The organism is Fervidobacterium sp., from assembly GCF_059913585.1.
In genome coordinates this window covers 260893-275263 of the sequence record NZ_DBOLZL010000023.1, presented here as the reverse complement: position 1 = coordinate 275263, position 14371 = coordinate 260893, and the positions used below count along the sequence as shown (strand labels likewise).

Below are 14371 nucleotides of genomic sequence, written 5' to 3'. Positions count from 1 at the left end.
TTGTGGCAGTGTTGAAAGTTGAAGACTTAAAGATGCACTACAAAACAAAAATGGGCTATGTAAAAGCCGTTGATGGGATATCGTTTGAATTGGAAGCTGGGGAAAGTCTTGGTATAGTCGGAGAATCTGGTTGTGGTAAAACATCTGTCTCTATGACGTTACTAAGAATACTGCCCGAAAACGCAGAATTCAAAGGTGGGCATGTATGGTTTAACGATAATGGTAAGATGGTCGACCTCGTTAGTTTGTCGGAAGAAGAAATGCGTCACTATAGATGGAAAGGTATTTCAATGGTCTTCCAAGCTGCAATGAATTCGCTAAACCCAGTGTACAGAGTCGGTGACCAAATCGTCGAAGCTATACTCAACCACTATCCAGATACACCTATCGACGAAGCAAGGGCAAAGGTTGCGAAACTTTTTGAATTAGTTACACTTGACCCAAAACGTATGGACCAATACCCTCACCAATACAGTGGCGGTATGAAACAAAGAGCAGTGATTGCACTTTCACTTTCTTGTGACCCAAGAGTTATAATTGCGGACGAGCCTACAACTGCATTGGATGTTATTGTGCAAGACAAGATATTGAGAGAATTAAAGAAAATACAAAAAGAACTCAACATGGCGATGATTTACATCTCTCATGATATTGCTGTTATTGCAGAAGTAAGTGATAAAATAGCTGTAATGTACGCAGGGAAGTTTGTTGAACAAGCGGATGCAACAACTGTCTTCAAACGTCCGATGCATCCGTACACGTTCTTGCTCATGAATGCATTCCCGAGCCACGTTGGTGAGAAGAAAAAGCTGTTTACAATACCTGGAGAGCCACCAAACTTGCTTAATCCGCCTACAGGATGTCGATTTGCACCAAGATGTCCATGGGCAACAGATAAGTGCCGTACCGAAGAGCCGGAATACAAAGAGGTTGAAAAGGGACATTACGTAGCCTGCTGGCACCCACTGACGGAAGAGGTGAGAAGAGATGCGTTCAGAAAATAAGAATGTACTACTTGAAATAAAGAATTTGAAAAAATACTTTCCGGCTGAAAGAGCACTCTTTTCCAGGGCAAAACACTTTGTACACGCAGTAGATGACGTATCGTTCGAAATTTTGGAAGGCGAGTCGCTGGGACTTGTTGGTGAATCTGGTTGTGGAAAAACAACGACGGGTAGGATGGTAGTAAGATTGGAAACACCAACGGATGGAACGATAAAAGTGCTTGGAAAAAATATCGATGAATATGAACGGATGGAATATCATGCGATGGTTCAAATGATATTCCAAGATCCATACGAATCACTGAACCCAAGGATGACGATATTTGATATAATCGCAGAGCCACTAAATATACACAACATCGGAACACTTGAGGATAGAGAAGAGAAAGTTTCACAACTACTCCAGGAAGTTGGTCTTACGCCACCTGACAGCTTTTTGTGGAGATATCCTCATGAACTTTCCGGAGGACAAAGACAAAGAGTTGCCATAGCAAGGGCACTCGTTTTGAATCCAAAGCTCATTGTTGCAGACGAACCGACATCGATGTTGGACGTTTCTGTGAGAACGGCAGTTATGGAACTGATGATGGAATTACAACAAATCCATGGGATGAGTTATCTATACATAACGCACGACCTTGCTGTTGCAAGGTATATGGTTAACAGGATAGCAGTTATGTATCTTGGAAAGATTGTAGAACTTGCCGAGACAGAAGAATTGTTACACCATCCAATGCACCCATACACAAGAGCACTCATGGATGCTGTCCCTGTGCCAGACCCAGAATACAAAAGAAACGAACCAAACATCATCGGTAACATCAGTGCACCAATCGACCCACCACCGATATGTAGATTCTACGACAGATGTCCATTTAAAGTGGACAGGTGTAAAACAGACCCGCATCCAGAACTAAAGGAAGTTGCACCAGGTCACTATGTTGCCTGTTATTTGGTGCATGAAGGTAAGATAAAGTAAATCAAGATTAGATAATAAGATAATATTCCCCTTGTTGTCAGAAATGGCAACAAGGGGTTTTTCTTTTTTGGAAAAAGTTCCAAGACCGTGAAATAATTGGTTCTCAGAATGATAAAATAATAAGATAGTAAAACCAATAAACTGTCAAGGAGGTAGAGCTAGCGTGCACAAAATCAACAAGCTCTCCTTTTTATCTCTTGCACTGTTAGTTCTCTTACTTATCTTTCTGACTCTTTCCGCATGTTATCCTTTGAAAACAGTATCTGCTGGCAAGATACAAGTTTCGATAAACGTTAATACCCCCAAACCAGTAGAAACAAAGGACACGAAACATAAGATTAATGCATACATCGATGAAGTATCGAGTGTCGAGTTGGTTGTTTACAATTCAGCGAACGCAGAAGTCCTTAGGCAAAGTGTGAACAAAAACAACGATATATCTTTTTCATTTGAATTACCAAGCGGTGGTACCTACAAGTTCGTTGTAAATGGGAAACGAGAGGACAACAGCTTAGTCTTCACTGGTGAGAAGGTTCAAACACTCCAATCAGGACAAAGTTACACAATTACCATCGATACAAAATTTGTAAATGGTTATCTCACAGTCTTTGTAGACTTAGATGATGAGTTGTTGGTTATGTATGATGTTCAGGAATTAAGAGCTCTTCTAAAAGACAGTTCGGGTACCGTTATCAAAGATGAGAGCTTCCAGATAACACCACAAGCTACGAGGTTAAGCCTCTCTATCGAATGCTATCCGAAGGTATATTCTGTTGGTATTTCTGCAAGGCTGAAGAATAAGGCAACTTCAGAAGAATGGAGTAACAATTTTGACGAAACAGCTGTAAGTGTTGAAATAAAACCAGGGCTTCCAAGTGTTTTAGATGGCTTTAGGATTTTCTTTGACCCAGCAGAGGGTTATCCACAGGTTACGTTCAAATTCGGAGCACTTTCCCCAACAATTACTGGTGCTATTTACAATGTTGATACGAACGAATTAACGATAAATTGGTCTTATCCTTCGACAATAGCTAACGCGAAATTTTACGTTTATCTTTTGGATAAAAACAACACCCTTTCTATTTTTGACATAACGACCGCACAATCAATTACAAAAGAGTTCTATGGCGTGGATTTTTGGGATTTGCAAAAAATTGGTGTTCGTGCAGTTGTCAATGGAAAGGAAAGTAGGATAGAGTATATCGATAAATCAAACATCAATATCACATCAATTAATGTACCACTAACATCTTCAACGATGTACACGCTCTTTTTACGTTCGTTCTACGATTCAAATGGTGATGGAATAGGTGATTTTTGGGGCGTCTCTCAAAAGACAGGATATCTGAAATCGCTTGGAGTTGACACAGTCTGGTTCCTTCCTTTCAACAAAGCCAAATCATACCATGGCTACGATGTTGAGGACTATTACGATGTGGAACCGGATTACGGTAGTTTCCTGGACCTTGAAAATATGATAAAAGAGCTCAACCAAAACGGCATCAGGGTGGTCATGGACTTGGTTGTAAATCATACTTCCGATACGCATCCTTGGTTCCTCGATGCAGTCGAAAATACGACGAATTCAAAGTATTGGAATTATTACATCATGACATTAGAAAATAGAGATGGGTGGAACCATTGGCACTGGAAGATAAACTCTAAAGGTCAAAAAGTTTATTACTTTGGTTTATTTGACTCATCGATGCCGGATTTGAATTTTGATAACCCAGCGGTGATGGAGGAGATAAAAAGAATTATCGATTTCTGGATTATCGTTGGTGTTGATGGATTTAGACTCGATGCACCGAAACACTACAAAGGTTGGGACTGGAATGATGATATAGCAGGTTCAGCATACTATGCAGGGCAGATAGAAAATTATATCAGAAGCAAGCTTGGGAACGACGCGATAGTGGTTGGTGAGGTATACGATGGAAATCCGTCAGTGCTCTCTCAGTTTGCTCCGATGCCAGCATTCAATTTCACGTTCATGTATGGAATCACAGGAAATCACGAAGGGAAAGACAATTTGCTCGGAGAGACAATCTCTTGGGTTGACGGACCAGCGTATTATCTCAATGTAAAACACTTTCCGTTTATTGATAACCATGATTTAGACAGATGGATTTCCGTATTGATTGACCGAAAATACGAAGGTAACACGCAAGCAGGTATAAGGCAATATTTGTTGACAAATGCGTTACTACTCTCACTTAATGGAATGCCAGTGATTTACTATGGTAACGAGATAGGCTTGAGGGGATGGAAATGGAATAGTGACCCTTGGGATTTACCAGTGAGGGAGCCGATGCAATGGTATGCAAGTCAGCAAGGTGCAGGACAAACGTGGTGGACTAAGCCAATATATCAACAGAAAAACATAACCTTTGGTAATGCGAATGAAGATGGTGCGATGTATGATGACCCAAACGATGGAGTATCGGTGGAAGAACAACAAGCAGGCTACAGTATATTCAATTTCTTCAAACAATACATTTCCTTGAGAGCGAATTATCCGGCACTGTCGAAAGGTTCATTGACAATAGAAAGAGATTGGAAGAACCTATATGTGATAAAACGGGTGTATGGAACCCAAGAAGTGCTTGTTCTTATCAATCTTGACCCAACATGGTCCAACAACTACACCGTGCCAGCAGGTTACAGATGGGTGTGGTATGCATTCTTTAATAACGAACTTTTTGAATTCGGACCAAAGAACGAAAGTCCATTAGCCAACGATGCGAATTGGACAATTAACCCAAGACAAGTATATGTGTTTGTGAAAAACTAATGAAAGGTTGTGCAATATTCCTTGGAAATGTTCCAAATTGGAACTTTTTTCATAGGAAAGGTGTATAATACAATTTTGGGAGAGATTTGTGGTGTTCGATTCATTCAAAAGTAACATCTTTGGTAACTTTAAGGGTTTTTAAAACCACTTTTGAAAAGGGAGGTATGGAGTATGAGAAAGGTTCTTTGGGTATTTATGGCGGTTTTAGTTGGATTACTTATCACAAGCTGTGCACTCTTTGAAAAACCACCATTGCTAAAAACAGTAACAGTTGACGGCAACCTTTCTGACTGGGGAGAGTATGTCTACGCAGATGGCAACGCAACAGATTCCCAATGGGGAGATAGCAACGAGATTTACAAAGCAGGTATACTATTCGATGCAACAAACCTCTACATTGCCGGTGAGTTTACAAAGGCTGATATGAACAACTTCGCAGTTATAGTTGACCTTTCCGGAGTAAATGGTGCTGCTGATACTTCAAAACATCCATGGGGTAGGAAATACAAATTCGAAAAAGGCGACGTAGACTTCATGCTTGAAACGTGGGGCGATGGTTATGGTGCTTGGAGATTCCCATCCACTGGAGCAACTCCAACCGATGTAGAAGTAACGCTTGCTGCAACAACGACAGAAAGTGGACGAAAAGTAGTTGAAATCGCTGTGCCACTTGCAACACTTGGTGTTACCGATGCTAACAAACTTTCAGTGAAAGCGGTCTTTGTTCTCACAGGTGGAACAGGCGGTGGAAAACAATGGGCTGGAGACTTCTACCCGAACCAAGGATTTGAAACAGGAGATGGCGGTTATCCAGAACCTCTCGTAATCAAAAAGACAATTTCTAATCCGACAAAATAATCCTTCCTGTTTTTAAGACTCAGAAGGGGCACAAGCCCCTTCTTTTATGAAATTTCAATTTTTTTGGAGGTGATTTTTTTGAAAAATCTATCAAAATTCAAAACAACGCTTTCGATTACTGTCCCATTTTTAGTTTTATTTATCATTGGAACCGTTTCAAGTTGTATGAAAGTCTTAAATTTGCAAATTCCCGATGGTGTTTACGTTGTCGGCGATTGGAACGAGTGGGTTCCAACGGAGAATGACAAAATGACATTCAGCACTTCAGAGGATGCATATGTATTTGAATTGCCAGTTGCTTCAATCACGTTTAATCCAAGTAGGAGTGGCAATGATTTTTCGATTGGTTACTATAAAGTAATCTACAAACAAGGAGGAGTTACAAAGGTTTCTTCCGCAATACCTGTTTGGAAAGAAAACCTTGACAGTGATACAAAGTTAACCATTTACGCAACACCAACAATCATGACAAATGGATTAGCCGTCGGGGTTGGTGATAGTGAGAAGATGAAAACGGCTCAGAAGAGTTGGTCAATTGGTAGTGAAATCAACAATTGGAATTTGGCTCAAGGAGTAATGACTTGGGATGATACGAACAAGGTCTTTGTTTACGAAAAAACAAACTTCACGGGTCAAAAAAAAGAGTACAAATACAAGCTTTCAAGAACAGACAATGATTGGAAACCTTGGGAAATGAATTTCGATGGCAAGAAATACGATGCAGGTCCGGAACAAGATGCTTCCTTTTCGTTGCCAGAGGCTGGAACATACGATTTGAAGTTTACGTATAATCCTAAATTTTCCATCCTTACGGTAACTTACACGAAAAAGTAACTGTAAATGATTAAACGAATTACCTTTGTGAGGTGATGATAGCGTGAGAAATCAAAGATGTCAGTTACTCCTTATCTTGATTATACTAACGTTTGTTTTATCAAGTCTCTTTGCTCTTCAGACAAATTTTTCCGTGAATTTCTCACTCCAGTACGACCTCTCGGATGAGAAACCTAAAGGGTCAATTTCCACTGAATTCAGGATGAATCCGTCTGCGTTGGGTAGGGAATATGACCTGTCGGTTAGTTTGAAAGACGCAGACCTTGAATCCGCTAGGTTGTCTCTAAAAATGGAAGGTTTCAAGGTTGAGCTGTATAAAAACATTTCGTTCGTGAAGACCTCTGACCCTGTGATTTTATACAAGATTGACAGCGGCAGGGATGGGCTAAATATAATGACTTCCGATGCAAAGTTTGTCCTCTCTGGTGATGTAATGTATGCAGAGGTAAAAATTCCCTACATACAGGGACTGAACTTGATAGTTGGAAAAAGGAACGATAAATTTGACGTTGCATTACACGGATTTCAGAAGCTTGTAGGACTGAACGTTAACTACGAACTCATTCAGCAAGATTTGAAAGATTTCAACACTAAAAACGCTGTTGCGTTGCTTTCTGTTGCTGAAAGTAATTACAACTGGGGGATAAGGTATTTGTTAGCAGGTGCTACCAACACAAGTCTCGCACTAAGCTCCCAATACATTGGCAATCAAAATACATTCAGCGCATGGTATAAATTCGGTTCACAACCAGCGTTCAACACATACATGAATACGAATTTCAGCTTTGAGAAGTTTTCCGATGACGTGTTAAAAAACACTGAAGTTTGTATGGATGTAAATTACGGTGGTGCATTCGTTAGCCTTAAAAAGACAGGTTTTGCAGATGTTACAGGAGCAATGCCAACGGAGTGGGGGAAATTCAATATAAGCCTTGGAACTACGTTCAGCTTCATGAACTTCTCAGGGAAATTTGCCTATTCTTTCGGAAAACCTGCACATAATGTAGTTAATACAATCGGAGAAGTTTACTACGTAGAACTTGGCCGTTCGTTTGGAAATATAAACTTATTTGCCAAGTATCAAAAAATAATTGGCTACTACGAAGAAAAGGACTTTTTCTTTGGAGAACTTAAGTTCACTGGTTTCCAAAACGCAGATTTTGCAATTCAACTTGGGAATGGAGATTTTGCAGGGGATAATCCATTCAAACCCATAGTTGCGTTTAAAATCAACGCTTGGTGGTAATTTTGGAAAGAAATAAAAAGTGAGGATTAGGAGGTGCGGTTGATGAAGCTTTCGATATTTTCAAACTTGAAAAAGGCATTTTTTGTTGTTACTTTAATTGTTTTAATTTCAACATTGACATTTGCAGGTGTTACCTACAAAGACGGAAAGGTTATATTCACATTCAAAGCACAAGCTAACGTTGTTTACCTGGCAGGTACATTTAACAACTGGAGTCCAACAGCATGGGCGATGAAGTTAGTTGATGGGGTTTGGGTATATGAGGTTGAACTGAAACCAGGAACATATCAATACAAGTTTGTTATAGATGGCAAGACCTGGAAAGAAGACCCGGAAGCCCCCGCATATGTGGATGATGGGTTTGGTGGCAAAAACGGAATCTTTACACTCACGGATGATGGCAAGATAACAGCTCCGGAAGGAACGACTCAAGCACAAACTCAGCAAGGCGGAAAAAAGTATATACTTAATGAAAAAAGAGAGAACACGATATTCGTCGACGCAGATGGTTACGTAATTATCCGTTACTACAACAAAGATGCAAAACAACCTTACATTGCCGGTTCTTTCAACAATTGGAAAGCAGATGATACTCCACTGTATTTTATTGAAGATGGATGGTGGGAGGCTGTATTGGAGCTTCAACCTGGTGTATACGAATACAAGTTCGTTGTCGATGGTAATTGGATACCAGACCCAAATGCGTTCGCATATACCGATGATGGCTTTGGTGGGTTGAATGCAGTTATCGAAGTTGCACGAGAAGGTGGAAAGCTTGTTGTGAGGGCACCAGCAACAGCTGTTAAGGAAGGAAAGCAAGAGGAGACTAAAGTGGAAGAAAAGAAGGCAGTTGTAGAGACAGGAAAAATTACGCCTGGATTGTCTGTCGTTGATGGTAAGGTTATGTTCGCAGTTAAGAAGGAAAACGCTCAGGAAGCGTACTTGGCGGGCTCGTTCAATGGATGGAATCCAAGGGCACAAAAGATGCAACTTGTCGACGGCTATTGGGTTGCAACACTCGCTCTCCAGCCAGGTGTGCATAAGTATAAATTCGTTTTTGTGATTGGTGGGAACGATGTTTGGGAGGAAGACCCACTTGCCCCAGCGTATGAACCTGATGGATTTGGAGGCAAGAACGGTGTATTCAAACTCGTTGAAAAAGATGGCAAGCTTGCTATTGAGGGAGTAGAATCGCAAGCAGGGGGACTACCGGTAAAAGGTATATACGAGTTCACGTATTCGTTCAGCACGGACGAAAATAAAATTCTGGTATTTAGCGGTGCGACAAACAAACTGACACTGACATTCAACCCTAATCCAGACCTTACTTTGACAATTGCTTATGGTGGAGCAAGTATAGACAGTGCACTCTTTAAATTGGCAAATGACAAACTCACCGTCGGTTTCCATTACAAAACTGCGTGGAACTTCCCAGTGATAGGTAAGGATACCGGAATTGTCTTTTCCTACGACATCTCAAAGGACACGAAATTGGTCTTCGGTTTGGGATATGAAAATTCTGAACTTCCATTAATCGCAGGTGTCCAGTTCGGTGGAATAAGTGTATACGGTGCTAAGGGATATTTCACAAACAATTACTCTGTCCTTGCCCAATATTCACTCGAAGTGCCATTTACACTCACGCTTACTGGAATGTACAGCCTTGATAATACATACTACTTCGGATTTGATTTTGGAACAGAACAATTCGCACTCGGAGCAGGATTTGATGGCACACTCATGAATTTCTATGCATCTTCCAAAATTTCATCTTACGATGTTCTTTTACAAGGAGAGCTGGACATTTCCACGCCTGATTTGGTTTTTGAAATTGTTGCAAAAGATAATGTTTACAAACTTGGTCTAAGTTACACACTTTCAACACAAGCAATTTCGCTCTTAGCTGGGACATTTGATAAAGAGAAGGAGCTTAATTTGAAGATTTCCTTTAACGATTTGTCTAATGTCCTTGCCTCAACGACATTGACGCTTAGCGGGGCTGTCAAATTCTAAGAGAATTGAATATTTTTAGGAACAACAACCCCGGGCTGGAATCTTGGAAATCGCCCGGGGTTTTTGTTTTGCTTTCAAACTTTTGTGGTAAAATATCGGTAAGTGTATTCAATGAATAAGGAATAAGCAAGGATTGGAGGGGTAGCTTATGAAGGCACTTTACGCACAGTCCGGAGGTGTTACAAGCGTTATTAACGCAAGTGCTTATGGTGTTATCGATGAAGCAAGAAAGAACGGGCTGGAAGTATACGTTGGAATCAACGGTGTTACGGGTATTTTGAGGGAGAAGTTTTTGGATGCAACGGAGCTTGATATAGAATTTTTGAAGTACACACCGGCCGGCGCATTTGGTTCTTGTAGAAAGAAGTTGAAAAGCGATGCTGATATAGAGAAGCTTTTTGAGATTTTTAGGAAAAATGATATTAGATACTTCTTCTACAACGGTGGCAACGATTCTATGGACACCGCTTGGAGATTGCAGGTCGAAGCACAAAAAAGAGGTTACGAACTGAAAGTTGTTGGAGTTCCCAAGACTATTGATAACGACCTTCCACATACAGACCATTGTCCCGGCTATGGTTCCGCTGCGAAATACATCGCAACAGCTATGATGGAAGCTGCACTTGATTTAAGAAGCATGTATGTTGACTCCACTCAGGTCTTCGTCATGGAAATCATGGGAAGACACGCGGGTTGGTTAGCAGCTGCCGCTGCGTTGGGTTGGGTAAACGGTATCGGAGCAGATATTGTGTTGTTACCAGAAGAGCCGTTTAATAAAGATGAATTTATTTCTGCTGTTGATAATATCGTTTCCAAGAAAGGTTACTGTGCTATCGCTGTTGCCGAGGGTTTGAAATATCCGGACGGGTTCTTTGTCTCCGATATGGGATACACCGATAGTTTTGGTAATCGCCAACTTGGAGGTGTCGGATTCACGATTGCTGGTATGGTTAGGTCTGAGTTAGGACTAAAAACCCACGTTGCAATCCCTGATTATCTACAAAGAAGTGGAAGACATATTGCAAGTGCGACAGATGTCCAAGAAGCTGAGATGTGTGGAAGAATGGCAGTTAAGTATGCACTGGAAGATAACTACGGTGTTATGGTTACTATGGAGCGCGTTTCAGATGAACCGTATGAAATTAGATACTCTTCCGTTCCACTAAATTTGGTTGCGGAACAGACGAGGATGCTTCCCAAAGACTATTTCGACAAGTTCATGGTGACAGAAAAGTTCTTCAAATACGCACTACCATTGATACAAGGAGAGCCATATCCACCGTTCAGAAACGGACTGCCGGATTACAAGCTGTTGGATTTAAAATAATTCCCCAAGAAGAGAGGGAAAACAAATGTGGATATTCACACTCATAGGTATTTTGGTTGTTGCGCTATTAGTGATTTCGTTACTTCCATTTTTGACACCGTTGCTGGTTTGGATAATAGGTATCATTATTTTTCTAATAATGCTTGTTCTCGCATCCCTTTTCTTGGCTGCACTTGTGCCTATCATAGCCATAGGTTTTTTGGTTTGGATAATCTACAGTGCAGTTAAAGGATGGAAGAAAAAATAAATAAACAGAGTATATGCAAAAGCCCAGGGATTAACAAACCTGGGCTTTTTGTTTGTAAATTTCATGTTAACAGCCCATCTGGCGTAGATACATCTCATTGCCTGCGCAGGCAAGAACGTTGATGCAACTTTTAGTAAGCGGAGGTGTATTTATGAAGAGGTTGGTTTTGAGATGGGTAGTAGGGTTTGATGAAAACAACGAACCTATCTATAGAAGGCAAAACATAACAGTTTCGGATGCTTTTAGTCCAGAAAATGCGCAAACGGTTGTTTCGATACTTGACAAATATTCAAAATACATGTGCGAAAGCGCTCAAATTGTCACGACCGAAAGTGTGGGTGATGAGTTATGAAAAGACTCACGTTAATGTTTAGGAAAAGTGAAGGAACTCGTACGAGAACTTACAGGCTGAATATCCCAGAACCTATTGACAATATTAATCCTGCAGAACTTGAACAAGACATGCAACAACTTAAGCAACTCGGCGTGATACCTGAGGGATTTGAACCAGACGAAGCAAGACTAACGGAAACCAATGTGCAGATTTTGGTTAATTTGATTCTCTAAGAGTTTGAAAATAGTGGGTGAGCGGGATGAAGTGGATATGGGATATTCTCAAACTCTTCATGTATCTTGTTGAAAGACCTGGTGAAGGAGATAAGAAGAAAGCTGAAGTCATGGAACTTATGGATGAGCTTTACGATGAACTGAACATCCAAATTCCAAGGGAAGTCTACCACTTAATCGTTTCTTCTGCAATAGATTACTTGGCGTTGGTGTTATTCTGATTGATTTATAGTGTTTGTATTTGTTTGAATTAAACCAAATATTGGTTAAAAAAGCCCTGAGGGTGATGAATCCTCAGGGCTTTTTTCATTGGATTATTAAAATGTCTGTTTCCATTTTTCTGTTTCGTTGATGTGTATAAATTTGATTCCTACCTTTTCGCAAGCCATGTCAAATTCTGTATCACCTATCATCACACATTCGTCTGGTGAGAGACTTAGCTTTGCCATTATCTCTTTGAAAAACATGGGATTTGGTTTAGCATACGTACTATTTTCCATATGAGCGACATATAAAAACATTTCTGGTTCTAAACCTGCAAATTTTATACGTTTGTAAGTTGCAGTCTTTGGAAAGAGTGGGTTAGATGCAAATATCAACTTTTTGTCGGTCTTTCTCATCAGTTCAATTAGTTCTTTCTTAGGTTTAACAATTTTTGAGAGCTGGTCGAATTCAGTTTCATAGAAATCGTAGAAGAGTTTTACCCAATACTCTCGAGGTTTTCCTGAATTTTGAGAAATCGCTATGCTGAACTTTTCAAAAAGCTTCTTATCATTTGCGGTATTTTTAATAGTTTCTTCAACAGAGAACATGACCAGTTGCAAGAGTTGGTTAAATTCAGTGCCTGATTTTTTCGAAAGCAAAGTGAAATATTCTTTCAAAAACTCAGATTCCGCGTTTTCTATGATAGTTCCGTCGTAGTCCAAGAATATGTATTTTATGTAATCGATAGATTTATTCTCCATTCTTTTACCTCCTTAATTAAACAACAGCTTTCTTCCAATTTGAGAACCTGAAAAAGGCGTAAGTTACGAAAAAGACTATCAAATTGCTTATTATCATACCAACAAAAATCCCCTTGAATCCCATGGTTGTTGCAAGCAAAGCAATTATTGGAATTCTAATACCCCACAGCCTTAGTATATCACCTATCATTGTTAACACGGTCTTGCCAGCACCTACAAGTGCGTTGTTGTATATCATGTAGGATGTGAATATCGGCATTGAGAATGAGATGTATTTAAAAAATATGTCTCCCATCTTTATAACTTCAGGGTCGTTGATAAAGAACTTCGTGACTTGCTTTGCGTAAGCAAATGTGAGGACAGAAAGGAAACCTATAATGATAACATTCCAAAAGAAGGCAGTCCTGACCGTTCTTTCAGCATCTTCAAATCTTCTTGCTCCTATGAATTGTCCAACCATGGTTGATACCGCACCAGCTAAACCAAAGGAAATCATTGATACAAGGTTAATAACCCTGTTCCCTATGCCGTATGCACTTATCACTGCAGGTCCAAACATCGCTACGTATTTCATGATAACCGCAAAACCGGCAGATGTAACTGACATGCCTATTGCACTGGGAAGCCCAAGTTTCAAAATTAGGGATATCATCCTCCAGTCGGGTTTGAAATCCTTCCTCTCGATTCTTACAACAGCCCTTTCTGAAAAAACGTGATTAATGCTAATTATTGCTGCCACGAGTCTGCCTATATTCGATGCCCATGCTGCTCCAACAACACCAAGCCTTGGGAATGGACCTATTCCGAAAATCAAAAGAGGGTCGAAAATCATATTGATAACGTTCATGTAGAGTATCATACGCATTCCGAATTGTGAGTCTCCTATTGCACGCATAACGGAAGTAGTCGTGTTGAGTATGAATACAAGGGGCAGACCTATCATATCAACAACATAATAGCTAATCGCATACGGGATAACTTGCGGGTTTTTAGAACCAACAATGCCGTAAATAATGGGTTTTGTGAAGGAAAGTCCTAAGATTGTAGAAAGAAGGCCTGTTATAAGCGTTACTAAATACAATTGACCGGATGATTTCCTTACACCTAAGGTATCTTTTTTTCCAGCATATTGGGACACAATCGCTACGCCTGCATGTGAAAAACCCATCGCAAGGGAAATGAATGTGAAAATAACGGGCCAAGTGACGGTTGATGCGGAGAACTGGATTGGTCCAAGTTTTCCAAGAAAGTAAGAATCTACAATGTTGTAGATAGTTTGAAGTGAATTTGAGATTATCAATGGCCAAGCTAAATGAAAGATGGAGTATTCTATTCGTTGGTTTAGCACATCAACACGAGCCACTTAAAGAACACGCCCCTTTTATTAAAAATTTTAGATAATTCGTATTACGAACAATACGTTTTTATTCTAACATAAGTTATGGGGGATGGTAAAGTCCATTTGATATAGAGAAGCCAACAATCACGAAAAATATACGCAAAAAAATACTATTAAAGCATTCTAAGAAGCGTTTTT

The 14371-nt window shown here is 40.1% G+C and carries 14 protein-coding genes; 12 read left to right on the top strand and 2 right to left on the bottom strand.

Features of this window, described 5'->3' with window-relative positions; genetic code table 11:
• The first annotated feature begins 2 nt into the window (after positions 1-2).
• The 12 genes from AC3M61_RS09970 (at position 3) to AC3M61_RS09915 (ending at position 12090) form a co-directional block, all read left to right on the top strand.
• Positions 3-1004, top strand: a complete 1002-nt coding sequence (locus AC3M61_RS09970; RefSeq protein WP_500780662.1) for an ABC transporter ATP-binding protein — start codon at positions 3-5, stop codon at positions 1002-1004.
• Positions 988-1983 (top strand): ABC transporter ATP-binding protein, encoded by a 996-nt coding sequence (locus AC3M61_RS09965; RefSeq protein ID WP_500780661.1) that lies wholly within the window; start codon positions 988-990, stop codon positions 1981-1983. Before AC3M61_RS09970 ends, AC3M61_RS09965 begins: the two co-directional genes overlap by 17 nt.
• A 163-nt stretch (positions 1984-2146) precedes the next feature.
• A complete protein-coding gene (locus tag AC3M61_RS09960) occupies positions 2147-4777 on the top strand; it encodes an alpha-amylase family glycosyl hydrolase (RefSeq protein ID WP_500780660.1) in 2631 nt (876 codons plus the stop codon).
• Between the two features lie 171 nt (positions 4778-4948).
• Positions 4949-5635: a hypothetical protein gene (locus AC3M61_RS09955; RefSeq protein WP_500780659.1), complete on the top strand. Its 687-nt coding sequence runs from the start codon at positions 4949-4951 to the stop codon at positions 5633-5635.
• Positions 5636-5713: 78 nt separating this feature from the next.
• Complete coding sequence (locus AC3M61_RS09950; protein ID WP_500780658.1) at positions 5714-6469, top strand: hypothetical protein; 756 nt, start codon at positions 5714-5716, stop codon at positions 6467-6469.
• Between the two features lie 43 nt (positions 6470-6512).
• The gene (locus AC3M61_RS09945; protein ID WP_500780657.1) at positions 6513-7715 is read left to right on the top strand and encodes a hypothetical protein; all 1203 of its coding nucleotides are present in this window, start codon (positions 6513-6515) and stop codon (positions 7713-7715) included.
• A gap of 42 nt (positions 7716-7757) precedes the next feature.
• Positions 7758-9728 carry a glycoside hydrolase family 13 gene (locus tag AC3M61_RS09940; RefSeq protein ID WP_500780656.1) on the top strand — a complete coding sequence of 657 codons (1971 nt, stop codon included), beginning with the start codon at positions 7758-7760 and terminating at the stop codon, positions 9726-9728.
• A 148-nt stretch (positions 9729-9876) separates the two neighbouring features.
• Positions 9877-11055 (top strand): 6-phosphofructokinase, encoded by a 1179-nt coding sequence (locus AC3M61_RS09935; protein WP_500780655.1) that lies wholly within the window; start codon positions 9877-9879, stop codon positions 11053-11055.
• Between the two features lie 25 nt (positions 11056-11080).
• Complete coding sequence (locus AC3M61_RS09930) at positions 11081-11302, top strand: hypothetical protein (RefSeq protein ID WP_500780654.1); 222 nt, start codon at positions 11081-11083, stop codon at positions 11300-11302.
• Between the two features lie 151 nt (positions 11303-11453).
• Positions 11454-11654, top strand: coding sequence for a hypothetical protein (locus AC3M61_RS09925; RefSeq protein WP_500780653.1), 201 nt, complete (start codon positions 11454-11456; stop codon positions 11652-11654).
• Entirely contained in the window at positions 11651-11869 is a 219-nt protein-coding gene (locus AC3M61_RS09920) for a DUF2922 domain-containing protein (RefSeq protein ID WP_014451955.1), read from the top strand. Before AC3M61_RS09925 ends, AC3M61_RS09920 begins: the two co-directional genes overlap by 4 nt.
• A gap of 26 nt (positions 11870-11895) precedes the next feature.
• Positions 11896-12090: a hypothetical protein gene (locus AC3M61_RS09915; RefSeq protein WP_500780652.1), complete on the top strand. Its 195-nt coding sequence runs from the start codon at positions 11896-11898 to the stop codon at positions 12088-12090.
• 96 nt (positions 12091-12186) lie between these two features.
• On the opposite strand, the gene AC3M61_RS09910 is transcribed toward AC3M61_RS09915, so the two are convergent.
• Together AC3M61_RS09910 and AC3M61_RS09905 are read right to left on the bottom strand one after the other, a co-directional pair.
• Positions 12187-12834: an HAD family hydrolase gene (locus AC3M61_RS09910; RefSeq protein WP_500780651.1), complete on the bottom strand. Its 648-nt coding sequence runs from the start codon at positions 12832-12834 to the stop codon at positions 12187-12189.
• Positions 12835-12850: 16 nt separating this feature from the next.
• Positions 12851-14197: an MATE family efflux transporter gene (locus AC3M61_RS09905; RefSeq protein WP_500780650.1), complete on the bottom strand. Its 1347-nt coding sequence runs from the start codon at positions 14195-14197 to the stop codon at positions 12851-12853.
• Between the last annotated feature and the right edge of the window lie 174 nt (positions 14198-14371).